26 protein-coding genes are annotated in these 24,738 nt (G+C 67.2%); 15 read left to right on the top strand and 11 right to left on the bottom strand.

The window, feature by feature from the left end:
• Positions 1-50: 50 nt before the first annotated feature.
• Positions 51-1,106 carry an FAD-dependent oxidoreductase gene (locus GPX89_RS02270; RefSeq protein ID WP_157354825.1) on the bottom strand — a complete coding sequence of 352 codons (1,056 nt, stop codon included), beginning with the start codon at positions 1,104-1,106 and terminating at the stop codon, positions 51-53.
• Positions 1,107-1,240: 134 nt separating this feature from the next.
• Here GPX89_RS02270 and GPX89_RS02265 point away from each other — a divergent pair, with 134 nt between their 5' ends.
• From GPX89_RS02265 to GPX89_RS02245, 5 genes are read left to right on the top strand one after another with little or no spacing between them, the layout of a single operon-like run.
• A complete protein-coding gene (locus GPX89_RS02265) occupies positions 1,241-1,582 on the top strand; it encodes a hypothetical protein (protein ID WP_157354823.1) in 342 nt (113 codons plus the stop codon).
• 24 nt (positions 1,583-1,606) lie between these two features.
• On the top strand, positions 1,607-2,173 hold the full coding sequence (locus GPX89_RS02260) for a hypothetical protein (protein WP_157354822.1): 567 nt from the start codon (positions 1,607-1,609) through the stop codon (positions 2,171-2,173).
• Positions 2,174-2,177: 4 nt separating this feature from the next.
• Positions 2,178-2,552 (top strand): hypothetical protein, encoded by a 375-nt coding sequence (locus GPX89_RS02255; RefSeq protein ID WP_157354820.1) that lies wholly within the window; start codon positions 2,178-2,180, stop codon positions 2,550-2,552.
• The gene (locus GPX89_RS02250) at positions 2,549-2,887 is read left to right on the top strand and encodes a hypothetical protein (RefSeq protein WP_157354818.1); all 339 of its coding nucleotides are present in this window, start codon (positions 2,549-2,551) and stop codon (positions 2,885-2,887) included. The genes GPX89_RS02255 and GPX89_RS02250 overlap by 4 nt, the downstream gene beginning before the upstream one ends.
• Positions 2,884-3,180 carry a YbaB/EbfC family nucleoid-associated protein gene (locus GPX89_RS02245; protein WP_157354816.1) on the top strand — a complete coding sequence of 99 codons (297 nt, stop codon included), beginning with the start codon at positions 2,884-2,886 and terminating at the stop codon, positions 3,178-3,180. The genes GPX89_RS02250 and GPX89_RS02245 overlap by 4 nt, the downstream gene beginning before the upstream one ends.
• 971 nt (positions 3,181-4,151) lie before the next feature.
• Here GPX89_RS02245 and GPX89_RS02240 read toward each other — a convergent pair.
• Positions 4,152-4,640: a DUF6299 family protein gene (locus tag GPX89_RS02240; protein ID WP_157354814.1), complete on the bottom strand. Its 489-nt coding sequence runs from the start codon at positions 4,638-4,640 to the stop codon at positions 4,152-4,154.
• A 287-nt stretch (positions 4,641-4,927) separates the two neighbouring features.
• Here GPX89_RS02240 and GPX89_RS02235 point away from each other — a divergent pair, with 287 nt between their 5' ends.
• Positions 4,928-5,485: a DUF4442 domain-containing protein gene (locus GPX89_RS02235; protein ID WP_157354812.1), complete on the top strand. Its 558-nt coding sequence runs from the start codon at positions 4,928-4,930 to the stop codon at positions 5,483-5,485.
• A gap of 203 nt (positions 5,486-5,688) precedes the next feature.
• Here GPX89_RS02235 and GPX89_RS02230 read toward each other — a convergent pair whose 3' ends face one another.
• Positions 5,689-6,231: a GNAT family N-acetyltransferase gene (locus GPX89_RS02230; RefSeq protein WP_157354810.1), complete on the bottom strand. Its 543-nt coding sequence runs from the start codon at positions 6,229-6,231 to the stop codon at positions 5,689-5,691.
• A 163-nt stretch (positions 6,232-6,394) separates the two neighbouring features.
• Entirely contained in the window at positions 6,395-7,006 is a 612-nt protein-coding gene (locus GPX89_RS02225) for a dihydrofolate reductase (protein WP_157354807.1), read from the bottom strand.
• Between the two features lie 228 nt (positions 7,007-7,234).
• Here GPX89_RS02225 and GPX89_RS02220 point away from each other — a divergent pair, with 228 nt between their 5' ends.
• On the top strand, positions 7,235-7,696 hold the full coding sequence (locus GPX89_RS02220) for a VOC family protein (protein WP_198347229.1): 462 nt from the start codon (positions 7,235-7,237) through the stop codon (positions 7,694-7,696).
• Positions 7,697-8,500: 804 nt separating this feature from the next.
• On the opposite strand, the gene GPX89_RS02215 is transcribed toward GPX89_RS02220, so the two are convergent.
• The 4 genes from GPX89_RS02215 to GPX89_RS02200 are packed head-to-tail and all read right to left on the bottom strand — an operon-like array spanning position 8,501 to position 12,261.
• Positions 8,501-9,646, bottom strand: coding sequence for an LLM class flavin-dependent oxidoreductase (locus tag GPX89_RS02215; protein WP_157354805.1), 1,146 nt, complete (start codon positions 9,644-9,646; stop codon positions 8,501-8,503).
• Between the two features lie 10 nt (positions 9,647-9,656).
• Positions 9,657-10,652, bottom strand: coding sequence for an ABC transporter substrate-binding protein (locus tag GPX89_RS02210; RefSeq protein ID WP_157354804.1), 996 nt, complete (start codon positions 10,650-10,652; stop codon positions 9,657-9,659).
• Complete coding sequence (locus GPX89_RS02205) at positions 10,649-11,476, bottom strand: ABC transporter ATP-binding protein (RefSeq protein WP_157354803.1); 828 nt, start codon at positions 11,474-11,476, stop codon at positions 10,649-10,651. Before GPX89_RS02205 ends, GPX89_RS02210 begins: the two co-directional genes overlap by 4 nt.
• Positions 11,449-12,261 (bottom strand): ABC transporter permease, encoded by an 813-nt coding sequence (locus GPX89_RS02200; protein ID WP_328601427.1) that lies wholly within the window; start codon positions 12,259-12,261, stop codon positions 11,449-11,451. The genes GPX89_RS02205 and GPX89_RS02200 overlap by 28 nt, the downstream gene beginning before the upstream one ends.
• Before the next feature lie 200 nt (positions 12,262-12,461).
• Here GPX89_RS02200 and GPX89_RS02195 point away from each other — a divergent pair, with 200 nt between their 5' ends.
• A complete protein-coding gene (locus GPX89_RS02195) occupies positions 12,462-14,537 on the top strand; it encodes a serine/threonine-protein kinase (RefSeq protein ID WP_157354802.1) in 2,076 nt (691 codons plus the stop codon).
• An 83-nt stretch (positions 14,538-14,620) separates the two neighbouring features.
• Here the strand turns inward: GPX89_RS02195 and ectB are convergent, their stop codons facing one another.
• Positions 14,621-15,883: a diaminobutyrate--2-oxoglutarate transaminase gene (gene ectB / locus GPX89_RS02190; protein ID WP_157354801.1), complete on the bottom strand. Its 1,263-nt coding sequence runs from the start codon at positions 15,881-15,883 to the stop codon at positions 14,621-14,623.
• A 154-nt stretch (positions 15,884-16,037) separates the two neighbouring features.
• Here ectB and GPX89_RS02185 point away from each other — a divergent pair, with 154 nt between their 5' ends.
• The 3 genes from GPX89_RS02185 to GPX89_RS02175 all read left to right on the top strand — a co-directional run bounded on the left by GPX89_RS02185 (position 16,038) and on the right by GPX89_RS02175 (position 18,635).
• A complete protein-coding gene (locus GPX89_RS02185) occupies positions 16,038-16,841 on the top strand; it encodes an ABC transporter permease (RefSeq protein WP_328601426.1) in 804 nt (267 codons plus the stop codon).
• Positions 16,834-17,649, top strand: a complete 816-nt coding sequence (locus GPX89_RS02180; RefSeq protein WP_328601425.1) for an ABC transporter permease — start codon at positions 16,834-16,836, stop codon at positions 17,647-17,649. The genes GPX89_RS02185 and GPX89_RS02180 overlap by 8 nt, the downstream gene beginning before the upstream one ends.
• Before the next feature lie 104 nt (positions 17,650-17,753).
• On the top strand, positions 17,754-18,635 hold the full coding sequence (locus GPX89_RS02175; protein ID WP_235946784.1) for an ABC transporter ATP-binding protein: 882 nt from the start codon (positions 17,754-17,756) through the stop codon (positions 18,633-18,635).
• Here GPX89_RS02175 and GPX89_RS02170 read toward each other — a convergent pair.
• Positions 18,599-19,240, bottom strand: coding sequence for a DUF4389 domain-containing protein (locus GPX89_RS02170; RefSeq protein WP_157354800.1), 642 nt, complete (start codon positions 19,238-19,240; stop codon positions 18,599-18,601). The genes GPX89_RS02175 and GPX89_RS02170 overlap by 37 nt on opposite strands.
• A 309-nt stretch (positions 19,241-19,549) precedes the next feature.
• Between GPX89_RS02170 and GPX89_RS02165 the strand changes: the two genes are divergently transcribed.
• From GPX89_RS02165 to GPX89_RS02150, 4 genes are read left to right on the top strand one after another with little or no spacing between them, the layout of a single operon-like run.
• Positions 19,550-22,168 carry a sensor histidine kinase gene (locus tag GPX89_RS02165; protein ID WP_235946633.1) on the top strand — a complete coding sequence of 873 codons (2,619 nt, stop codon included), beginning with the start codon at positions 19,550-19,552 and terminating at the stop codon, positions 22,166-22,168.
• A 23-nt stretch (positions 22,169-22,191) separates the two neighbouring features.
• Positions 22,192-22,620 (top strand): roadblock/LC7 domain-containing protein, encoded by a 429-nt coding sequence (locus GPX89_RS02160; RefSeq protein WP_328601423.1) that lies wholly within the window; start codon positions 22,192-22,194, stop codon positions 22,618-22,620.
• On the top strand, positions 22,617-23,051 hold the full coding sequence (locus tag GPX89_RS02155; RefSeq protein ID WP_157354799.1) for a DUF742 domain-containing protein: 435 nt from the start codon (positions 22,617-22,619) through the stop codon (positions 23,049-23,051). Before GPX89_RS02160 ends, GPX89_RS02155 begins: the two co-directional genes overlap by 4 nt.
• Before the next feature lie 16 nt (positions 23,052-23,067).
• A complete protein-coding gene (locus tag GPX89_RS02150) occupies positions 23,068-23,634 on the top strand; it encodes a GTP-binding protein (protein ID WP_157386923.1) in 567 nt (188 codons plus the stop codon).
• Positions 23,635-24,038: 404 nt separating this feature from the next.
• Here the strand turns inward: GPX89_RS02150 and GPX89_RS02145 are convergent, their stop codons facing one another.
• Positions 24,039-24,359 carry a hypothetical protein gene (locus tag GPX89_RS02145; RefSeq protein ID WP_328601422.1) on the bottom strand — a complete coding sequence of 107 codons (321 nt, stop codon included), beginning with the start codon at positions 24,357-24,359 and terminating at the stop codon, positions 24,039-24,041.
• Positions 24,360-24,738 lie beyond the last annotated feature (379 nt).

Raw genomic sequence — 24,738 nt, 5'->3', positions numbered from 1 at the left:
CGCCGCACTTCACCCAGGTGCGGCGGCTGCGGCCGTCTTCGCTCGAACGATCAGGGCCGGCGGGAGATGGCGGCGCGGCCCCGCATGGCGCGTTCACGGTCGTCGAGGATCTGAATTCGCCGCCGCGCCATGGCATCCGCGGGGGAAGCGCCGGCGGTGAGTGCCTGGAAGACCGCATGGGCGTCCTCGAGCGCGTCACGGGCTCCGACTCCGGCTGCCGGGCTGATGGCGTGGTCGGCGTCGCCGATCAGCAGCGTGTGTGCCACGGGCGCGGCGGCCTTGTCGATCGGCACGTTGCGGGCGTTGGAGACGTGAACCTCACCGGTGTGATCGATCAGGCTGGTGACCAGGTCCGGGATCGAGGGCGCGGCCGCGCGCACGGCGTCGGCCCATTCCGCCATCGGCCGCATGCCGAGATCGTCTGCGCCGCTGAGCGCTTCGCGGGCGATGCGGATGAACCACATCGGGTTGTCACCGTCGCGGTGAATGTGGCCGAAGGTCGCGCCGGGCGCGCCGCCGGGACCCACCTCGGCGAAGAAGTGCAGAACCTCCGGGTCGCTGGCGAGTTCGACGGGTTCGGCCGTCATGCCGTAGAGCACAACGTCATTGGCGTAGACCGGGACGCGGTCGGGTTCGAGCGCGGCCCGCACGACCGAGTCGATGCCGTCGGCGGCGATGAGGATGTCGTCTGTGACGCTGAGGTTTTCGCCGCCCCGGTGCAGGGTGGCCCGGCCGGGCCCGGTGAGAGCGATATCGGTGATGGGCAGGCCGTAGCGCAGGTCGGCGCCGGAACCGGCGACGAAGTCGGTCAGGATGGCCATCAATTTCGAGCGCATCCAGAAGCGGTGGCCGCGGCTCATGGATGAGCCGCGCCCCTTGCTGTCCTCATAGTGCAGCGCGCTGACGGCGTAGGAAGCGGCTTCGATGGCGGCATCGTCGACGCCGAGTGCGTGCAGGGCGTCGTGGCCGCGGCCGTCGATGAACAGGAAGGCGCCGCCGCCCGGTCCCGCGGCCTGCTGTTCGTAGAGTGTGACCCGGCTGCCCTGCCGGGCCAGTGCTCCGGCGAGGACGGAACCGGCGATGCCGCCGCCGAGGATGGTCGCCATGTGCGTTCTCCTACTTGGTCGTCTGGTGCGCGATCCGTGTCATCTTTTGGAACGAGTCCTCTTCAGGAGCCTGCCATTTGTCGCCGTGCGGGTTATGGTCATGAGCGAAAATACCTGATGGACAGGACTATTCGATGGACGGGAAGAGTGAGCGGGTGGTGTGGGATCACCCGGGCGCCGCCGCGTATGTGCGTGCGGCGGGTGATGCCGCGGCGCTGCTCGACACCGCAAGGGGGCACGCGGAGGCCGTGGCCGGGATCGATCTGGCCGGGTTGGGCACTCTGGGTGAGGATTTCGCGGCCGCGTGGGGCGCGGCGTGGACCACGCACAGTGGGCACCTGGCGACCGCGTCGGCGCTCACCGACGCCTACGGCCGGGCGATCACCGGCTGGGGGGCGGTGCTCGACGCCACCGATGCCGAGTCCGCGGCGCGGATCGCGGGCATTGGGTCCGGTAGCGACGACGTTCAGGCGTAGGCCCGGGAACAGGGGACCACGGATTTGCAGAACGAGAGCAATCAGGGCGCGAATGAACCGGCCCTGGTCACGGCTTTGGTCGCGCCGTTGGTGAAATTGCGTGCGGCAGTGGGGGATGGGGCCCGGCCCGCCGATGCCACCATGTCGGCGATGGCGGCGCTGCCGGGGACGGTGCGTGCTTCCGATGATGCTCATCGCGGTGGTCTCGAACAGCTGGCGTCGAGCGATACCGCGCGGGCGGCGGTGCCGGTGATCCGCCGGACCGGCGGTGAGCTCGCCGCGCTGGCCGACGTGTCGGAAAGCCTCGCACCGCTATTGACCTCGGCTTATGACATGCGCGATCATGCCGCCACGAGTCTGGACAATCTGATCTCCGGCTTCCGGGCGCAGGCCACACCGCTGGTGAATGCCGCACGCTCACAGGCGGATCTGGATTCGGTGGTGAACCTGGCCGCCGATTTCGTACGGGACGCGGTCGGTGTGATCAAGGCCGCCGACGGACATATGGACGCTCTCATCGCCGAGATCGGGAACATCGAGCAGCCGGGCGTGACGGTGCGCGCCGATCTGCGGCTGGACAGGCAGGTATGACCCCATGAATTTGTTCGGCGACCTGCCCGGTTTCGCGGGCGGACCGATGGTGCCCGTGCCGGCTGCCGGGGACCCGGCACCCGTTCCCGAAGAGCCCGAGTACGAGGAACTCTCGATCTCCGGCGATATCCGCGACCGCAGCTGGGACTCGCTGCCGACCGCGCGGCCAGGGCACCGCACCTCGCTGTGGGAGGATCCCGAACGGGCCGCGGCCCTGCAGGGTCCGCTCTCGGCCACCGATCCGGTGCTCGGCGTCGAGGCGACGACGCAGTCCGGGATCGCTCGCGTCGACCGCCACATCACCTACCACGAGATCGAAATGCACTCCACCGTCGAGGTTTCCACGACCATCCGTATCAAGCTCGAGGCCCACCCATGACCGACCCCGACGTGCCGGTTTTCACCACCACCTGCAGTACCCGCACCATCACCGTGACCACCACCGACGCCGGCCAGATCATCGAATTGCGTTTCGAAGCCTGCGAATACGGCTACGGCGCTTCCGCCCTGGCCGCCGAGATCCTCCGCCTCGCCCAGCGCTGCACCCTGCTGGCCCGCGCCCGCCGCCGCGACGCCCTCGCCGCCGCCGGCCTCGCCAACGTCCTCCTCGACCGCCTCGGCCTCCCCAACCCCGAAACCCTCGCCACCGAACTCTCCCGCCTCGACGCCCCCACCGCCGAATCCACCCCCCACACCTGGCTGCGTGCCCTATGACCACCACCATGAAGGCCCTGATCGCCCAGGTAGCCGACCAACTCGAAGCCCTGACCCTCGCCGCCGACGGCCTCTCCCGAATCACCGGCCGCGCAACCGGTTTGGACGGTGTGATCACCGCCGAGGCGGCAGGCGACGGCACCCTGTCCGACCTGACCCTGTCCGAGTCCCTGACCGCCTACCCACCCGAACAGGCCGCCGCCGCCATCCTGGCCACCGTCAACGCCGCCACCACCGACGCGGCCCGCCAACGCGCACTACTACTGGCCGAACTCAGCAAGTCCATCACCTAGCCGTGCGGTCCGTCCTCCCCGAACAGCGAAAGCTGTTGCGATGGAACCACTCCCCCAATCTTGCGCAAACACCGAGCACAGGTCACCTCTGCCCGAGTAGGCTCCAACGCCCCCGGATCCCACCCCGCAATCCCGGTATGACACAACAACTCCGGAACCTCTTCCCCCACAACCCATTGCCCGAGCCCCACCGCATGCACCATACGCCCGCCCCACACCACCGCATGCACCCCCGGAGCCCCGAAGGCAGCCCGCGTCGAAGCAGCCAACGGCGCAATATCGGTCATGCGCCCAACAATAAGCACAGCCCCCGACAACCCCGCCCAATCGGCCGATGACGCCGTCCAGATCAGCTCGGCCCGTATTTCTTCGCCCGCACCGCCGCCGCTCAGGTCCGCCCGGGGAGCGGCATGAGGGTGCGTCGCCGCGGAGGGCCGCACGAGTTGATAATGGGCTAAACATGCACTGAGGCACTGGAATTGGCGGAAAACTGCCGTCTGACAGCGAATTGTGCACGAATAGGCCCACTGCACCGAACTCGGCAGTGCAGGACGTTCGGCCGACCTCAGACCTATACCGCCACTTGATCTTCCGCTCCGCCGGGTTGTCCGGCTCGATCAGCGCGCATCGCGGCTAGAAGCGGACGTCCAGGACGCACATGTCGGCGCGGTCAGTTGATCTTCCGCCACGTCGCGCTGGCCGCTTCGGTCAGCGCGGCATGCGGCATGACAGTGCGTCTCCCGCATACTCGCGAAGTGACGAATGATCAGGACCTGTGATCCGGCGACCGTTGTTCGTGCGTAAACGCAACGCGGGCCCCGTGTTCAAGGCCAGTAGCCATCCGCGTTTCGGTCGCCAAGTCACGCCAATCGTGCTTCATAGGCCGCCTGGCAGATCGATGATCTCCCCACGGGCGATGTCGGCGCGGGCGAGGGGCACGCGCGGGACGCTGATCATGTGTTTCAGCAGGGCTATCGGGATCGTGCGGTACGGTCGGCGTCGCTGAGGGTGACGGGAATGTTGGTGAGTTGGGCCTCGCTGTGGCTGCCGGCGTCGTTGTAGAACTGCCAGGTGCTGCTGAATTCGGCCGGGCCGGGTTGGAACGGTACCGACCCCGATGCCGGAATGTCGATCGTGTAGTCCTGCGCGGTACCGTCGCAGGTCAGCAGTCCCGACCTGGTGGTGGTGGCGCTCTTGGCGTCACCTTGTCGCAGTTGACTGTTCCTGAGGCTCTTGATCTGATCGCCGGTGCATGTGTAGGTGCCGGTGATGTGCACGCTGCCGTCTGCGTTGAAGTATTGGATGCCGTCAACCGTGAGGCTGGGGGACGGGTCTGCCGTGGCAGGGGCCGCGAGCATGGACGCGCTGACGAAACCCACCGCCGTGGCGACGGCCAGTTTCAGGATCCGTGTCTCACATATGGTCATCCGCCGTTCGGAGGTCCAGAGATATTCGACCATCACACGACTTTCTTCTCGAGATATTGCCGGTCGCAGGATGGCAGCCTCGACATGAGGAAACCGTGAAGTTGTTCGAACGTGAGTGCCTGGCGCACCGTCGACCCACCCAGGCTTCCCCCGGTTCTGGTGGCGGATCGGCCCGATGCGAACGCTGATCGCAACCCGAACGGCCCCAACGGATTTCACATCCCTCCGCCTACGCCACCACCCGATAACCAGTGCCGTTCGGCAAGATCGGTAACGTTGCAGACGAACACGTCGGCGGTAGCCGAACGATAGGGGCGGACATGAAGAACGACAGCGCACTGGTCCGAAGGATCATGTCGCCAAGCACGTTCCGGATCGGAATGAGCCTGTATCCGCCGCTGCTGTTCGCCGGTGTCCGTGTCGAGCACATTGCGGACGACTGGACCAGCGTTCGGGTCCGTCACCGGGTCAGCTGGTGGAATCGCAATCACAATGGCGCAGCCTTCGGCGGAACGCTGTCGGCTATGACCGACCCGTTCTTCGGACTCATGGCCGCGCAGCAGCTCGGTCCCGGCTACGTCGTATGGAACACCTCGGTAAGCACCCGGTTTCTCAAACCCGGACGCGGAACGGTCACCGCGACAATGCAACTCACACCGGACGAAACTTCCGCGATGCGCGCAGCGACCGCCGATGGCGGCAAATCCGTGACCAGTCACTCAACCGAGATCGTCGCGAGCGACGGATCGGTCATTGCGCGCGCGGAACAGCAGGTCTACGTGCGTCGTGCGAAGACCGCATCGACGGAGCAGCACCAACCCACCAGTGTGGCGCTGGACGAACTCGCCCAAAACGGCACACCATCCACCGCCAAGTAATCCCGAGATTTCCGGTTTGAAGCGGTCGAGCGATCATTGGCCGACCATCACGCGGCACGGCCCAACATTGTGCAATCGGCAATACGCCGCATTCGGCCCGCCTCGGATGGACACGGCTGCTTGATCTTCCGCTGCGCCGCGCTGACCGGTTCGGTCAGCGCACTATGCGGCAATGCAGGACGTTTCCGCCCGGTCCTCGCGGCCTACCGTTGCGGGCGCTCGAGACGGAAGAAGCGGCTTCGGCGGGTACTACCGTCGCGACGGACATAGCTGTCTTGGTGCACACCGAGATCTGTGGCACCGAGCTTGCGGATCGCGGCGGCTGACCGGCCATTTCGCTCGTCGGTCCGGAACTGGATCCACGCCGCACCCTGAGCGAAGACCTCCCGCACCAGCAATGCCTTGGCGCGGGAGTTGATTCCGGCACCCCAGACTGCCGGATCGAACTGGGTCGCACCGATCTCCACCGCATCAGGCATAGCCGGGTCGTACAAGATCGAGGTCGTCCCGACGATCACTGCGCCCTGGCGCACGCTGAACGTGATGCGTTGTCCATCAATCAGTTTGGCTCGAATACCTGAGTCGAGCTCACTGAAGTTGGAGGGAATCGCGCGAGGGATGTGCTCCCACACACGCTCGTCATGTATCGCATCGAACAACGGCTCAGCGTCGGCGGAGGTATACAAACGCAGCGATACCCCGCCGTCATCGAGGCGATCGACGGGAATACGCATCGGCCAGATCATGCTGCAAATCCTCGCAGCCGCGGCCCGTGCTCGCAGACTGGCGACCGCGCCGGTCGTCGGAATCCCGGCATGAGGCGCGTTCGACCGCCCCCCAGGTCGGCACGCCCCGCTGATCTTCGCCCCTCCCGCGTCGGCCGGTTCGGTCAGCACGGGACGCGGCAGATCAGTGCGTTGTGTAGGTGACCCAGCTGTAGCCCTCGCGCCGCGCTCGTTCCGCTTCGCTCCAGCGGCTCGGGTCGATCGGAGGGACGTAGACGTCACCATCGAGGACCGACTCGATCTCGGTGATCTCGAGCCGGTCGGCGCGATCGATGAGCTGCGCGTAGAGCTCACCGCCACCGAAGCAAATGACCTCACCGTCACCAGCTGCGGCCAGAGCCCCGTCGATCGACCGCACGACCGTGACTCCATCTGGCGCCCAGTCCTTTTGGCGGGTGACGACTATTGTGCGCCGACCGGGTAGCGGCCGACCGATGGAATCGAATGTCCGCCGCCCCATGACGAGTACCCGACCGAGGGTCATGTGTTTGACCCGTTGTAGATCATCACGGTCACGCCACGCCAGGTCTCCGCTGCGGCCGATCACGCCGTTCTGAGCCACCGATGCAATGAGCGTCAAGGTCACCGCGACATCATGCCTTGCCAGCAATGCTGAGAATGCGGCGCACTCGGCATATTGACGCCTTCGGCAGTAGGTTCCGCAGCGGTCCCGAACCGAGCGATCAGCGGCAAGAGCGAGCGGATGCTCGCGCGAGCAGCTTGGCAGCAAGATCATCCGACCTAATCCCGCACTATCGCAGCGGAATTGACCTTCTGACGCCGTATGGCGGCGGAAAGTGCGAGATTAGGCCGGTTTCCGAAACTCGGCAGTGGCGGATGTTTTGGCCCGTGGTCGGCTCGCCGCTGATCTGGCCGCGCCAGCTGGTTCGGTTCGCTCGGTCTGCCACGGAAGATCGTGTTGGCAGGGGAGCTGAATCCGCTGCCCAGTTGATAGACAAGTGGGGTGAACAGTTTCTACCACCTGTGTTTCGTGGTCCAAGATCTTCAGCGGGCGACCGAGGACCTCACTCGCACGCTGGGCGTGAGCTGGAGCCCGGTCCGAGGCGGCAAACTGGGGCCCTGGGATTACAGCATCGTCTTTTCCCTCGAGGGCCCACCGTTCTTCGAGGTGATCCAGGGTCCGCCCGGCAGTCCGTGGGACGCGACCGACGGATCCCGTTTCGACCATATCGGCTACTGGTCCGAAGACGTCATGGCCGACAAGCAGCGTCTGGCGGTCGGCGGAGCACCGATCGAGTTCGATGCGTGCCCCTACGGTCGGCCCTTCACCTACCACCGTCTCGACAGCATCGGTGCACGAGTCGAATTGGTCGACATCGCGGCACAGGAAGGATTTCTCGCGACATGGGCCCCGCAGGGGGATGCGATGCCGGTACTCGACCTCGACGGCTCAGCCGAGCCGTGATGTCATGTCGGTGCCCGGACATCGCTGGTGCCGGGCGTTCGGCCGACCTCGGACCGACACCGCCACTTGATCTTCCGCGCCCGGGGCACTGGCCGGTTCCATCAGCGCGACTCGCGGCATGATCGTGCGTTGCCGCGAACACCCATGCATGTCGGACACGTAGTGCTGGTCTTCGTGGTCGTTCACAAGATCGTGGGTTATTCGCACGACCATGGCACTACAACGGCGACCCGTACGCGCCTCAGCAGGTCGCCTGGAATGGGAAGCACGGCGGTGACGTGACGGTCGGTGGGGCAGGTAGGGCGGTCGAGGTGACCACGGTCGTATCCGCCGGAGTGGTAGTGGTTCTCAGGTGCGTGAGAGTCAGCACGACCAGAAGCAGGACCACACCGCCGGCGATCACCGCGAAGGCCCACAGCATCGGGATCGGTGAGGCACTGCGGTAGCCGTGCACATACAAGGATGTGTAGCGCCCCGGCCTGGTTGCGCGACGGTAGTGGTACCCCCCGCGTCTCGGTCCCCGCGGAGAATGCCGCCGCACCCCATACCCCATGAGAGCCAGTATGACCCCGGGGACCGACACGATCGAGGCTGTTGGGAAGACGATCGTCTTCCCAACGCCTGCGCACTGCACCGCGCAGCGGTCAGCAATCTTGTTGATGGGCCATCGATATCGGTTGGGGGATGATCGAACAGCCCGTGCCATGGATCGCGGCGGGTGAGACTGGGGCCGATGCCATTTCATCGGTGAGAGTTGGAGATGCGTTCAGGCGATGTGACCAGGCGTCGGGAAATGTGGTGGAGCTAGCTGCTCGAAGCGCTCGCGAACGGAGTCGCCGCGGGGAGGGTGGAGCGGCGGGTCGGGTGCTGCCACAAGCCCTTTCGTTCGAGGATGGGCAGGACGCCCTCGCCGAACCAGTAAGCCTCTTCGAGATGGGGGTAGCCGGAGAGGACGAAGTGGGTGATGCCGGCCTTGGAGTACTCGATCAGGCGGTCGGCTACTTCCTCGTGCGAGCCGACCAGGGCGGTGCCCGCGCCGCCTCGGACCAGACCGACTCCGGCCCAGAGGTTGGGGGCGATCTCGAGGCGGTCGGTATTGCCGTTGTGCAGCTCCGACATGCGGCGTTGGCCCTCGGATTCGCTGTGGGCCAGGGCGGATTGGACGCGCTCGATATCGGCGGGGTTGATACCGGACAGCAGTTTGTCGGCGACGGCCCAGGCCTCTTCGGAGGTGTCGCGGGTGATGACGTGGATGCGCAGGCCGTAGTCGAGGCGGCGGCCGTGGTCGACGGCCAGGCCCCGGATCCAGTCGAGTTTGCGGCTGACCGCGAGGACCGGTTCGCCCCAGGTGAGGTAGGTGTCGGCGTAGCGGGCGGCGACGGGACCGGCGGGGGCCGAGGAGCCGCCGAAGAAGATCGGGGGAACAGGGTCGGGGCGGTTGTGCAGCAGGGCGTTCTCGACGTGGATGTGCTCGCCGCGGAAGGTGGTCGGCTCGTGGGACTCCCACAGGGAGCGGACCACGTGCAGGAACTCGCCGGTGCGGGTGTAGCGGGACTCCTTGTCGGCGAAGTCGCCGTAGGCGGCCTGCTCCAGGGGTTCGCCGCCGGTGACCACATTGATGAGAAGCCTTCCGGCGGAATGCCGTTGAAAGGTGCCCGCCATCTGCGCGGCCAGCGTCGGGCTCATCAGGCCGGGGCGCAGGGCCACCAGGAACTTCAGGGTCTCCGTGGTCTCCACCAGCATGGCGGTGGTCAGCCAGGCGTCCTCGCACCAGGACCCGGTGGGGGTGAGCACGGCCTCGAACCCGTTGGACTCGGCGGCCGCCGCGATCTGGTTGAGGTAGTGCAGCGAGGCCGGACGGTCGCCCGACATGGGGGTGCCGTGGCCGCCGACCACCAGTCCGCGGGAGTCGCCGGAGGTGGGCAGGAACCAATGGAACGACAAGCTCATTCGGGGACTCCTAGGCGGTGAAGCGGTCGTTGAAGCGGGTATCGGTGAAGTCGGTGATCTTGACCTTGCCGGGGATCAGCTTGGCCTCGGAGAACGCGTCGGCCACCTGCTGTTCGGCGGTGATGGTGGCGTCATCGAGCGGATGGTCCTGGAAATTGGCGCGCTTCACCGCCAGCAGCGTGACGTCGTAGGGCACGCCGGTGATGGCAGCGGACTGCTTGGCCCACTCCTCCCGATGCCCGGTGATCCAGACGTGGGCATTCTGGATGCGGCCCAACAGATCCCGGACCGCGGCGGCGTTCGCCTTGTTCTGCAGGGTCTTCGAGCCGACCACCCAGAAGCTGTCCGGCTTCAGGTAGCCGTTGCCGTCGACCAGGACCCGATTGCCCGCCACTTCGGCCTGGGCCACATAGGGATCCCACACCGTCCAGGCATCCACCCGGCCGGTGGACAGTGCCGCCAGCGCGTCGGCGGGCTGCAGATACTGCGGCTCGATATCGGCGAAGGTGAGCCCGTTCTTCGTCAGCACCGACAACAGGTGATAGTGCGCCGAACTGCCCTTCGTGACCGCGATCTTCTTGCCGCGCAGATCCTTCGGATCCTTGATGGCCGAATCCTTGGGCACCACCACGGCGCTTCCGGCCGCGCCCGAGTCGTACACGCCAGCGATCTTGATCTGGGATCTGGCCGCCGCCGCGAAGACCGGCGGGGCATCGCCGACGCCGCCGAAGTCCACGGATCCGGCATTGATGGCCTCGAGCATGGGCGGGCCCGCGGTGAAGGAGGACCACTCCACCTTGTAGGGCAGGTCCTTGCTCTGACCGGAGACGTCGAGCAGGGCCTGCAGCGCCATGCCCTTCTGATCGCCGACGCGCAGGGTCACCTTCGACAGGTCCACCGAACCGTCCGCGTTCACGCCCTTGTTGTCGTCGCCGCCGGACGAGCACGCCCCCGTGACCAGGGCGGTGGCGACCGCGAGGACGGCGAACAGGCGTCTGCGTTTCATTCGTGGGTTCCTTCCGGGGTGACGCCCAGTTCGGCGAGCAATGCCGCACGCAGGGCCAGGAATTCGGGATGCTCGCGACGGCGGGGCCGCGGCAGGTCGATGGGAATCTCGCGGGCGATGCGCCCGTCGGCCAGCACCAGCGCGCGATCGGCCAGCAGCACCGCCTCGTCCACATCGTGGGTGACCAGCAGGACGCCCGGCCGATGCCTGGTCCACAGATCGAGCACCAACCGGTGAATCGTGATGCGGGTCAAGGCATCCAGCGCACTGAACGGCTCGTCGAGCAGCAGCAGATCCGGTTCCCGGACCAGGGCGCGGGCCAGCGACGCCCGCTGCGCCTCACCGCCGGACAGCGTGAGCGGCCAGGCACCGCCGCGCTCGGCCAGCCCCACCTCGGCGAGCGCGGCTTCCGCTGCGGCCTTGGGGTTTTCGTGCCTCAATCCCAGGGTGACGTTGTCGCGCACTCGTTTCCAGGGCACCAGTCGCGGTTCCTGGAAGGCGACGGCGACCTCACCGGAGACGGCCAGCTCACCGCCGGTCTCGCCGTCGAGTCCGGCCAGCGCCCGCAGCAGCGTGGACTTGCCGGAGCCGCTGCGCCCGAGCAGGGCCACGAACTCGCCGGGCCGGATGTCGAGGTCCAGGCCGTGCAGCACGCGACGCTCGCCGAAGTCCTTGACCAGTCCGCGAATTCGCACGACCGGGGTCCGCGGCGCGGCGCTCGCCGCCGCGTCGGCGGTCTCCTCTGTCTCGGCGGTCTCCTCGATCTCGGCCAGCGTCGCCGCGATCACCGAATCGGTCAGTGTGCCAGGAAGCCGCGTCGCCATGACAGCGCTCTCCTTTCAATGGAACGAACCAGTGCGTCGGTCAGCAGACCGAGCAGGCTGTACACGAGCAGCCCCACCACGATCACGTCGGTGCGCAGGAACTCGCGGGCGTCGTTGATCATGAAGCCCAGGCCCGCATCGGCATTGACCTGTTCGGCCACGATCAGTGCCAGCCACGCGACGCCCAGGGACTGGCGCAGCCCGACCAGCGCCTGTGGCGACGCGCCCGGCAGCACGATGTGCCGGATCAGCTGGTATCGGCTCAGCCGCTGCACCCGTGCCAGCTCGGCCAGCTTGCCGTCCACGCTGCGGATGCCCGCGAAGGTATTGAGATACAAGGGAACCGCCACACCGAAGGCGACCAGCACGATCTTGGGCAGCTCGCCGATCCCGAACCACAGGATGAACAGCGGAATCAGTCCGTAGAACGGCAGGGTCCGCAGCATCTGCATGATCGGATCGACCAGGTACTCCCCCACCCGGCTCAGACCGGCCACCAGTGCCAGGCCGACGCCGAACCCGGCCCCGATCACGAACCCGAATGCGGCACGCCGCAACGACACCGACACGGCCTTGGTGAGCGTCCCGTCCTCGATCAGATCGGCAGCGGTCCGCACCACGGTGACCGGCGAGGCGAGCAGCCGCTCCGGCAGCACACCGGTGGCACTGGCGACCTGCCAGACCACCACCAGCAGAACCGGCGCGACGAACCGCGCGAGCACGGATACGCTCGGCAGGCGCAGCCGGGCCGCGACGGGCCTGGCCTGCAGGGCAATTGAGGACACGGCAGCACCTCGGGGGACGCGGGGACGAGGACGGCGTTGCTTCGAAACGAACGCGATGGCGGCCGAGGGCCTTCGCCCGCCGATTCAGCACTCTGCCGCCCGCAAGCGCCCTGGTCACCGGTTGTAATCCGCGTGATTCCAGCTTTCGGTCGTCGTCCCGACTGCCACAATGGATCCGCAGCGAGGAGCCGGGGACGATCATGAGCAGTCCGAATCACCCGCTCACCGTCGGATCCCGGTTCGGACCCTATCGGCTCGACCGGCTGATCGGGCGCGGGGGCATGGGCGAGGTGTATCAGGCCTACGACACGGTCAAGGACCGCACGGTGGCCATCAAGGTGCTGCCCGAACGCCTGGCCGAGGACACCGTGTACCGCCGGCGTTTCCAGCGCGAATCCCATGCGGCCGCACGACTTCGCGAGGCGCACGTCATCCCGATCCACGACTACGGCGAGATCGACGGCCGCCTCTACATCGACATGCGCCTGGTGGACGGCGACAGCCTGCGCTCACTGCTGCACCGGCACGGACCGGGCGCTCCCGAGGACGCGGTGGCGGTCGTCGAGCAGGTCGCCGCCGCACTGGATGCCGCGCACCGCGACGGCCTGCTGCACCGGGACATCAAGCCGGACAACATCCTCATCACCCACGAGGGCTTCGTGTACCTGGTGGATTTCGGTATCGCCCAGTCCGCCACCGACGAATCCCTCACCAACGCCGGCGGGGCGGTCGGCTCCTACCGCTACATGGCCCCCGAACGCTTCTCCACCCGCGACCTCGGCCCGACCGCCGACGTCTACGGCCTGGCCTGCGTCCTCTTCGAGTGCCTCACCGGCACAACGCCTTACGCCGGCGGCAACGAGGCGCAGATGATGAGCGCCCACCTGTTCGACCCGATTCCCCGCCCGAGCCTGGTCCGCCCGACCGTCCCGGCCGCCTTCGACGCGGTCGTCGCCCACGGCATGGCCAAGGACCCGGCCGAACGCTACGGCAGCGCAGGCGAACTCGCCGCCGCGGCCCGGGCCGCCCTGGGCACGAATCCGATTCCCGAGCCGGCCGGGTCCACGCCCGGACGGACTGGTTCGGTTCCACCGCAGCCGGATACGGTGACGACGCGGACGGGCCGAGCACCGACCCCGACCGGCGAAACCGGCACGCCACGAACGGGTCCCACCGGTGGCGGCGACCACGGTCCCGCCGCCCGTCCTGCCCGGCGCACGCATCGGCGGCGGGTGGCGGCGATCTTGGGTGTGCTCGTTCTCGTCGCGTCCGCGCTGACCTTCGCGGGCTGGGCCTATTGGCGACACACCACACCCGGGAAGGCAGTTCCCGACGCCGCCACCCTGCGGGGCCCGGATATCGACCTGTTCTCGCTCGTCGGCTGGAACGGATACCACCGCGCCAACTGCGTACACAACCGCACCGATGAGAATGTCGTCTCCCTCATCCTGTGCGACGCGAATCCGGCCGCGGGCGCCCCGGCGGCCCGCTTCTTCCGCTTCAGCAGCGCGAACGCGATGCACGACTACTACAACTCGCTGTTCCTGGGCACCATGGGCGCCACCAGCTGTCCCGGTGGTCCCCCGGGCAAGGACGGACCGGTCATGGCCGATGGCCGGGAGGTCGGCCGCAAGGCGTGTTATCTCGACCGGAGCACCGGAACCGCGGGCAACCCGGCCTACGTACTCACCGATGAGAGTGAATTGGCCCTGGTCGCCTACATCTGGGACGCACCCGACAAGACCGCGCTGCGCGACTATCTCGCCAAGTACGACGCCGGATGGTTCCGGGCCGAGGACGACGCTCGCGATCCGGACTTCTTCACCGACGCGGACGATGACCTGCTGAGCGAGCTCGGTGACCCGTACGTCCGCGCCAACTGCCGCCACGAGAATCCGCCTCCCGGTCCGGTCTCCGCGGTCATCGACTGCGACACCAAGCTCGACGATCCGGGCGTCTCGTTCATCGCACTGCCCACTCGCGACGTCGCGATGACCGTCTATCAGGCCGACGTGGGCCAGTTCTCGAGTCGTGTCTGCGCCGGCGGGAACGGCTCGGACGAGGTGTGGCGCAGGCAGACCGAGCCCGTCGGCCGGTACGCCTGCTACACCGACAAGACCACCGACCCGACGCGACCGCACCCCGCGCTCCTGGCCGTATACGAGGATCTGCACCTGCTGGTACTGGTCGCCGGATCCACGGCCGACTACCCGGGCAACTCACCCAAAGACGATGCGAGCCTGCGGGACTGGTTCGAGAAGTACTTCACGAAGTAGGGAGAGGGGTGGTGCCGGGTTCCCTCCGCAGCTGGGAACCCGGCACCGGGTCGGCACCGGTGTGGGCGGTGGCCGACGTCTTTTCAGTGACCGTCGCGGACGATTTCCACGGCGCGGGTGAGAATGCCCAGGCCGTGGGTGATTTCGTCCTCGGTGACGGTCAGCGGGGGAAGCAGCTTCACGACTTCGTCGTAGGAGCCGGAGGTTTCGACGAGCAGTCCGTGCTCGAAGGCGACGCGGCACACCTTCGTGGCCTGCGAGGCGTCGGCGAAGACCAGGCCCTGGACCAGCCCGCGGCCGCGGGTGGAAAGTCCGGCGAAGGATTCGGTCAGGGCGGTCAGGTGGTCGTGGATATGCGCGCCCTTGGCCAGGGTCGACGCCTCCAGGCGCTGGTCGGACCAGTAGTGGCGCAGCGCCACCTCGGCGGTGATGAAGGCGGCGTTGTTGCCGCGGAAGGTGCCGTTGTGCTCGCCGGGGGCCCACTGGTCCAGCTCGCGGCGCATGAGCACCAGCGCCATCGGGAGTCCGTAGCCGCCAATGGATTTCGAGAGCGTGACGATGTCGGGGGTGATGCCGGCGATCTCGAAGGAGAAGAACGGTCCGGTGCGGCCGCAACCCATCTGGACGTCGTCGACGATGAGCAGGATGCCGCGGGCCGAGCACAGTTCCGCGAGGTGGCGCAGCCATTCGGCGCGGGCCACGTTGACCCCGCCCTCGCCCTGCACGGTCTCCACGATCACGGCGGCGGGCTTGTCCAGACCGGAGGAGCTGTCGTCGAGGGCGCGGCGCATCCACGAGAAGTCCTCGGCCTCATCCATGAAGCCGTCGTAGGGCATCGGGGTGGCGTGCACCAGCGGCACGCCCGCGCCCGCGCGCTTGGCGGCATTGCCGGTGACCGACAGCGCACCGAGGGACATGCCGTGGAAGGCGTTGGTGAAGTTCAGGACGGTGGTGCGCCCGGTCACCTTGCGCGCCAGCTTGAGTGCGGCCTCGACGGCATTGGCTCCGGTCGGGCCGGGGAACTGCACCTTGTAGTCGAACCCGCGCGGGACCAGTAGCAGATCGCGGATGGTCTCGAGCAGCCGCGCCTTGGCGACGGTGGACATGTCCAGCCCGTGCGTGATGCCGTCGCCGACCAGGTAGTCGATGAGGGCCTGCTTGAGCACCGGGTTGTTGTGGCCGTAGTTGAGCGTGCCCGCGCCGGCGAAGAAGTCGAGGTAGTCCTTGCCGTTCTGGTCGGTGAGCCAGGCGCCGCGGGCGGTGTCGAAGACGGTCGGCCAGGAACGGCAGTAGCCACGCACGTTCGATTCGAGCGCCTCGAAAACGGTCGCCTCGGCCATGGTCATCTGGGTTCCTCGCGTCGCAACAAAGTGAAACGCTGATGTTTCTACCAAACCCCAGTGTGAAACATGACCATTTTCGACAAACTTGGTCGCGCACCGGGCCGTTTTACCCAAAGACGGCCCCCGGCAGCGTCGTTGCCCGTAACGTGAATCTCTTGTGCGCGGCGACGTGGGGGTCTACTGGCAGCTGGTCAGGGCAGGATTCCGCAGACAATCGCACTACCGGCTGGCCATGCTGGCCGGACTCATCACCAATCTGGTCTTCGGGTTCGTCCGGGCGGCGGTGCTGATGTCGGCGGTGCGGGCCAACAGCGGCTTCGGCGGCTACGACCGCGGCACCATCGGCGCCTATATCTGGCTCTCCCAGGGGCTGCTCGGGGCGATCGCCTTCTGGACCCTGCCCGACATCGTGGAACGCATCCGCACCGGGGACGTGGTCATCGACTTCCTGCGGCCCATCGACATCCAATTCGCCCATCTGGCCGAGTATCTGGGGCGTGCGGTGTATTCGCTGATACCGCGCGGGCTACCCAGTATCGCGGTCGGCGTCATCACCTTCGGGCTGGCCTTCCCGACCACGCCGGGCCCCTACGTGCTGGGCGCGATCAGCCTGCTGCTGGCCATGGCACTGTCGTTCCTGTCCATGTTCGCGGTCAGCCTGGCCGGATTCTGGCTCATCGAAACCCGCGGACTGCGTGCCCTGCACATGATCTGCGGCACCTTCCTCGCCGGATTGTTCGCGCCGTTGCCGCTGTTTCCGGGATGGTTGCGCGCGATCGCCTACGCCACCCCGTTCCCATCCATGCTGCAGTGGCCCATCGACGTGCTCTCGGGCCGAACCACCGGGTTCGCCGCCATGGAAATCGTTGTCGTGCAATGCTTCTGGATATCTGTTCTGGTCGGCGTCGGCCAGCTGCTGCTGCGCGCCGGACGTCGCAAACTGGAGGTGCAGGGTGGGTGAGGCACGCCCCTCGCGGGTGACGCCCTACCGCGCGGTGCTCGGGTCGCGGCTGCGTGCGCAACAGGCCTATCCGCTGTCCTTCGCCACCGATCTGCTCGGCGCCTTCCTCATCGGGATCGTGGAATTCGCCGAAATGTGGGTCATATTCCACAATGTGCCGCGACTGGGCGGCCTGGACCTGGACGGCATGCTGCTGCTGTTCGGCCTCAGCAATACCAGTTTCGCCATCGCCGACATGATCGTCGGGCACGCCGACACCCTGCCCACTTACATCCGGATGGGCCGGCTGGACGCCTTTTATCTGCGCCCGCAACCGCTGCTGCTGCAACTCATGACCAGCGATATCCAGCTACGCCGGGTGGCGCGCATCGGCGTCGCCGCCACCGTGCTCTCATTCGGCATGGCCCGCAACGCCATTCAATGGACACCGGAACACGTGCTGTTGTTCACCACTACGCTACTTTCCGGAATAGCCATATTTTCCGGCCTTTTCGTGTGCGCGGCCGGAGTACAGTTCTTCCTCATCGACGGCGCGGAGCTGACCAATGCGTTCACCTACGGTGGGTCGTACGCGTCCATGCAGCCGACCTCGGTGTTCCCCACACCGATGAAACTCGTTTTCGGATTTCTGGTTCCGGTCGCCTTCACCTCGTATCTGCCCGCCGTCGCCCTGCTCGGAGCGCCGGAATCGGCGCTGTTGCCGGGCTGGCTGGCCTGGGCGGCGCCGGTCGCGGCGGCCTGGGTGTGGGCGGTCGCGCTGTTCCTGTGGCGACTGGGAACCAGGCACTATCAAGGAGGCGGCGGGTGAGCGGTGCCATCATCGATATCGAGGGCCTGACACGGACATTCGCGCTCAGCAAGAAGGAGGGCCGCTGGCGACGGCGGCGCGAACTGCTCACCGCGGTGGACGACATGAGCTTCCGCGTGGAACCCGGCGCGGCGGTCGGATACATCGGCGCGAACGGGGCGGGCAAGTCCACCACCATCAAGATGATCACCGGCATTCTGGTGCCGACCGCCGGGCGTTTGCGGACCTGCGGGCTGGACCCGGTACGGCAGCGCCGCGAACTGGCGAGCCGGATCGGGGTGGTGTTCGGGCAGCGCTCACAGCTGTGGTGGGATCTGCCGCTGCGGGAATCGTTCTCGATCCTGGCCGCCATCCACCGGCTCACCCCGGCCGCGGCGAGCCGGCGCACCGACGAACTGGTCGGGCAGCTGGAGATGGCCGGCACCCTCGACACCCCGGTCCGCCAGCTCTCCCTGGGGCAGCGCATGCGCGCCGAAGTCGCTGCCGCCCTCCTGCATTCGCCCGAACTGGTCATTCTCGACGAGCCGACCATCGGCCTGGATGTGTTGTCCAAGCAGCGATTACGCGAATTCCTGCGCTACGAGCGCACCCAGCGCGGCACCACCCTGCTGCTCACCACCCACGACATGGGCGATATCGAGCGGCTCTGCGACCGGGTGCTGGTGGTGGACCACGGCCGGCTGGTCTACGACGGGTCGCTGACCGGGCTCGGCGCGACCGTCGGCGCCCAGCGGGTGCTGATCGTCGACCTCGCCGAGCCCACCGCGGACCTGGCCGATCTGCCCGGCGCGAAGCTCATCGACAGCGAGGGCGCGGGCATGCGGCAGCGGCTGGCCTTCGACACCGAGATCACCACTGCCGCACAGTTGCTCACGGCCGTCTCCGCGCGCGCGGAGGTCCGCGACCTGTCCATCGAGGAACCCGATATCGAGGACGTGGTGCGGCGGCTCTACGAGGCCGCGGCGTCGGGCTCCCTCGCGCCCTGATCGAGCCGGAACGGCGGGTAGGCGTCGGTCATCAGCGAGGCGTAGGCCCGCACCCGGAAGGACCAGCGGTTGATGCCCATCAGCAGGTCGTAGAGACCGGCCGGGTAAACCGCGGTGAAGAGCAGGCCGACCATGGCGATGATCACCAGGATCGCTACCAGCGCACCCATATTGCGATTGTTGCCGAAGAACGCGCTGAGGATCAGATACTGCGGAATCGCCAGCAGCCACCACTTGATCAGGACCAGCCAGCGGTTGAGCCGCTCGGGATAGTCGACCTCCAGATCGGCGGGGTAGTCGGGGTCCGGCGCCAGGCTGAACGGCGGGTAGCGGTCGGTTCCCAGCTGCGTGAGCGCGTAGAAGCGAACCCGCCAACTCCAGCGCATTACACCGACATTGAAATCGAAGAGCTGACGCGGATAGGACTCGGTAAACAGGATCGCGAAGAACGCGATGATCGAAACCACGAGATAGGCGATGCTGAGAAAGATCAGCACAATATAGTGTGGAATGGCAAGTATCCACTTGACTATCCACATCCAGCGAGACAACCCCGGGTCGAGGTCGCCGCGGACGCGCACCGGATAAACGGGACTGGGCTGCATGACCCTCACTCCTCTCGAGCGCGGGCGGCCACCTTCCTCGCGACCGCCGCCCGAACAGCGGTGAGCCGTTGTTCACCCCATTGTTTCCCCGGCGACGCGGAGATCACATCTGCTTCTCACACATTGTGACCAGATTTGTAATAGCGCGCGCGACAGGGAGTTCCGCACGCCACATCGATGCTTTTCGAATTGCGAGTGGCGGTCGAGTGTGCGACGTTGCTGACCACTCTCCATGTGCACGGCCCGGGTCGGCACGACAGCTGATTTTCGGGAAACGGAGTGATTGTGCGTTCGGCGAAAGTGTTGCCATTGGGTAACGTAAAGCTCACGCCGCCAGTGGAATTGATCCGGCCACGCACCATTCGCGCTCGCCTGCGCCGCATTCTGATCGTCTCGGTCGCGCTGGTGCTCGCGCTGCTCACCGTGATCATCGCGCGCGAGGTGACCGGCTACCGCGACACCGGCGACACCGCGCAATCGGTGCAGGTGGCGCTCGCGGTCCAGGACCTGGTCCATGAGATCCAGCGCGAACGCGGCCTCACCAACGGTCTGCTCGGCGGCGACACCGCGGCCCGCCCCGCGGTCGGCAATCAGCGCCTGGCCACCGATTTCGCACTGCAGGAACTGAATCAGGCCCTGAGTGGGCAACCTCCCGGGGCCGATCTGGTGCATACGGCGTTGACCCAGTTCTCCGGCGTCACCGCCAACCGTGCCGACGTGGATTCCGGGCGCGCCGACCGGACCATGTCGTTCACCTTCTACACCAATGCCATCGCCGCGCTGAACAGCGCTCGCCCCGGCATGGATCACGCGCAGGACAGCCAACTCTGGCGGGGCCTGCAGTCCTTCTACGCGCTCGGCGATCTGAAGGAGTACACCGGCCAGGAGCGCGGATTCCTCAACGGTGTCTTCGCCGAGGGCGCCTTCGGGCCCGGCGAGTACGTGAAGTTCCTCGATATCCGAGCCGCCAAGCAGGCCGCCGCCACCGCCTTCGAACGCGACGCCACCGCCGCCCAGCGCTCGAAGCTGTACGCCCTCATGCAGAGCGACGAGTCGGTGCGGTCCGGACAGGCCGAGGCCGTCGCCATCGCCTCGGAACGCGGGACGCTCACCGAGCCGGTCAATGCCGGCGACTGGTGGCGCGAGATGAGCTCGGTCATCGACGGCGAACGCACCGTGCAGCGCGGCATCGGCGCCGAGATCACCGGCCGGGCCGACGAATTGCGTCGCGACGCCGCCCTGGTGCTGGCGTTCTACGCCGTGGCGGCCGCACTCGCCATCGCCGTCGAGGTCTGGCTGGTGGTGGCCACCGTGCGGGCCATCGTGCGGCCGCTGGCCGAGCTGGCCGAGGAAGCCGACGAGGTGGCCGGACGGCGGCTGCCGCAGCTCATCGCGGACTGGCAGAGCTCCGAGGGCGCCGACCCGGAACCGCCCGAACCGGTGCGCGCCGACGAAAGCGCCGGAGCCGAAATCGTTTCCGTGGCCGCCGCGCTCGACCGGGTGCAGACCACCGCCTACGAACTCGCCTCCGCCCAGGCCCGCCTGCGCCGCAACACCACCGAATCCATGGCCAACCTGGCCCGGCGCAATCAGAACCTGGTGCGCCGCCAGCTCGGCCTGATCAGCGAGTTCGAGCGCGAGGAACTCGACCCCAACGCGCTGTCCAATCTGTTCGAACTCGACCACCTGGCCACCCGTATGCGCCGCAATGCCGAGAGCCTGCTGGTGCTGGTCGGCGAGTCGAGCCCGCGCCGGTGGTCGAAACCCATTCCGCTGACCGATGTCATCCGCGCCGGCCTGTCCGAGGTCGACGACTACCGGCGGGTGGTGCTGCGCCGGGTGGACGACGTGGCGATCGCGGGCGCGCATGTCACCGAGATCGCGCACATGCTGGCCGAACTCATCGAGAACGGGCTGTCGTTCTCCCCGCCCGATCTGGAGGTGGAGATCTACGGCCGCCGCCAGGGACCTCGCTACACGCTGGCCGTCGTCGACCACGGCGTCGGCATGCCGCCCGACCAGCTCGCCATCGCCAATGCCCGGCTGCGCGGTGAGGCCGACTTCCTGGTCGCGCCCACCCGCTTCCTCGGCCACTTCGTGGTGGGCCGACTGGCGCGGCGCCTGGGCATCGAGATCGAACTCACCGTCTCCCCCACCAGCGGTGTGGTGGCCCGCATGCTGCTGCCCGCCGAACTGCTGGGCGACGCCAACGCCGAGCGGCCCGCGCCGCCCGAGGACGCGAAACACGCGGCGGGAGCGCATCTTCCGACCGTCGTCGAGGCCATGCCGGAGCCCAGGCCCGGCCGCCACAGCTCCCCGTACCGGCCGACCGGCAGCGACGCGGAGTTGCCGCGGCATGCCGTGGGGGCCGCGGTCTCCCCCGTATCCGATACCGGCGCGGCGGATTTCGCGGCGGACGGCGAGAGGATCGGCACACCTGCCGCCGAGGCCCCGGCTCCGACTCCGGACGGACGCAACGGCTCCCTGCCCGCGCCCGCGACGATCAAGATGCATCCGCTGCCCGAACCGGCGGACGGCCGCGAACCACCGCGCACCCTGACGGGGCTGCCCGCGGTGTCCGCGACGGATCACGGCATCCGTCCGGTGAACGGCGTGAGCCCGAGTTCCGGGGCGGCGCAGGGTGTTTCGGCGGCGCAGGTTTCCGTGGGCTCACCGGTGGCGGAGGGCGAGGTTTCGGGAGCTGTCCCGGGGGTGCAACGTACGCGAAACGGTCTCGTCAAGCGCACCAGGAAGACTGCCGGGCAAACGGGCGTCACGCCGGGGGGCGCTCAGCCGGAAACGCGGCCCGCCGCACCGCCGGCCGCGGACCGTTCGCCGGACGAGGTACGCAGCATGCTGGCCGGATTCCGATCCGGGCATCAGCGCGGGCAGGGCGGACAGCCGCTCGAACCCGGACCGAGAGCATAGAGCGCGACACAGGAGGACCACGGGTGACGACCCACTACACCGACACCGATCCGCACACCTTCAACTGGCTGCTGGCCGACTTCGTGCGCACCACCGACGGCGTGCGCGACGCCGTGGCGGTGTCCTCCGACGGACTGCTCATGGCCATGTCCCAGGGGCTCGACCGCTCGGCGGCCGACCGGCTCGCGGCCATCGTCTCCGGGCTCACCAGTCTGGGCCGAAGCGCCTCGCGCAGTTACGATTTCGACGGCCTACGGCTGATCATGATCGAGATGGGGCGCGGCTTCCTGCTGGTGTCCACCATGGCCAGCGGCAGCTGCATCGGCGTGATCGCCGACAACAACGCCGATGTCGGCCTGGTCGGCTATCAGATGGCGGTCCTGGCCGATCGCGCCGGCGCGCTGCTCACCCCCGCCCTCATCACAGAGTTGCGGGAGTCGTTGAGCCGATGAACGATTCGCACCGGCTTCCGGACGAGCGCATGATCGCGCTGACCCGCCCCAGCGGCTGGTCCGGACCCGCCGCGTCCGAAAACGCCGCACACGCAGCCGGATTCACCGACGACGAACAGGTCGTGCGCCCCTTCATGATGACCTCCGGCCGGACCACGCCCGTGGTCGACGGTCTGCGGATCGAGACCCTGGTGCGCGCCACCCCGGCGAGCCTGTCCGCGCCGTTGCGGTTCGAACTGGAACGCGTGGTGCGGCTGTGCCAGCGTCCGCATTCCATCGCCGAAATCGGTGCGGCCCTGCGGGTACCGATCGGAGTGGCTCGGGTCCTGGTCAGTGACCTGGTGTCCGCGGGGCACGTGTCGGTCGGCGGGACCGACGAACTCTCCACCGCTGCTCTGGAAAGGATCCGGGACCTTGTTCGGAACCTCTGAAATATCCGGTGATCCCATGCCGCTGGCCTCCTCGGTGAAAATCGTGACCAGCGGCGGATTCGGCGTCGGCAAGACGACCTTCATCGGAGCCATCTCCGAGATCGAACCCCTGGCCACCGAGGCCGCCATGACCGAGGTATCGACGGGCGTGGACGATCCCGGCCTGGCCACCGGCAAGACCACCACCACCGTCGCCCTGGACTTCGGCCGCATCACCCTCGATCGCAATCTGGTCCTCTACCTGTTCGGCACCCCCGGGCAGGAACGCTTCGAATTCCTCTGGGACGACCTGCTCGACGGCGCGCTCGGCGGCGTCATCCTCGTCGACACCGGCCGGGTCGAGGACTGCTATCCGGTGCTCGACCATTTCGAACAGCGCGGCACGCCATTCGTGGTGGCCGTCAACCGATTCGACGCCGGGCCCCGCTTCGCCCTCGAGGAGGTCCGGGAGGCGCTGGACCTCTCCCCGGCCGTCCACCTCATGGATTGCGATGCGCGCGACCGGGAATCGGTGAAACTGGTGCTGGTGGCGCTGCTCGAGCAGATCCTGCACGCCCGCCGGACCCCGGCCCTGGCAGGTTGATTCGACCTTCGCGGCCTCGGGGTGTGGCGACCGACGCCGCACCCGGGGCCTTGCCCCACCTCATACCAAAAATCGCCCCGAGTGCGTACGCACTCGGGGCGATGCCCGAAAACCCTTCGCTCAAATGCGAATCAGCGGCCGAAAGAACCGGTCCACAGGGTGTTGAGGAGACCACCCAGGGCCGCGCTACCGGTGTTGAGCACGCCGTTCAGCGCAGCGGAACCAGTGTCGATGATAACCGGGATCATGTTTCAACCTCTCTCTGTGTGACGCCGCCGCCCGGGATTTCCGTTCGACGACCGGACCCACACTGCCGAGCCTCGCTAAGGCGAACCTTGCCTGTAGCTGAGAGGTAGCTAAGACCCGATGTGTGACCCGTCACAGAAGAGAGGACTGTCCAGTTCCTACTGCGGCGGCGCGGCGCCCGCCGAGTAGAGACTCACCTCGCCGTCCTCGCCCAAGAAGGCGTTGACCAGCATCGTTCCGCTGGAACGCAATTCGTCCGGCGACGGCGCGGCGGTCGTGATGGAGATCTGGGGCACCGCCGCCCAGTTCACGACAAACCGATCAGGCGGTCCGTTGTCGTCGGACAGATGCGCGAGACGGAACACCGACACTGTCCGGCGAACAATCAGATTCCGGACGACTTCGGCAATTCGCTCGGGGTCTTCCAGCGCGAACATGAAACCGAATCGCAGCTCCGGCGACGACGCGTATGCGGGCACGAATACCGAGGCTAACGGACTATGGCGCGTCGCGCCCCCGGCGCGCCGCACGGATAGCTATTCATAAGCCTCGGTAACCGCATGTGCGGTCCGGAAGCCTCATCTCGGTCGAGAGATACCCTCGAACCCGTCTCACATACCGCCCGCGCAGGTGTCGATCAACGTTCAACCGCAGCGGCCACGTGACCGTCTTGTAATGCTGTATAACAATTTTCAGGCAGCTTCGCCGATCACGCGCGGGATGGTTGCGCCCCTCCGACTATCGCGCTTTCCTGAATATGTCCCGCATTATCGGACAGTCTTCTCATCGCATCGTCGCGGTTTTCCCGGTTACTTCACCGTGTCTTTGGTGGTGGGCTGTTGCGTTCCGGGTGCGGGG

The organism is Nocardia terrae, assembly GCF_009760405.1.
GTDB lineage: Bacteria > Actinomycetota > Actinomycetes > Mycobacteriales > Mycobacteriaceae > Nocardia > Nocardia terrae.
This window is presented reverse-complemented; position numbering and strand designations above follow the sequence as displayed.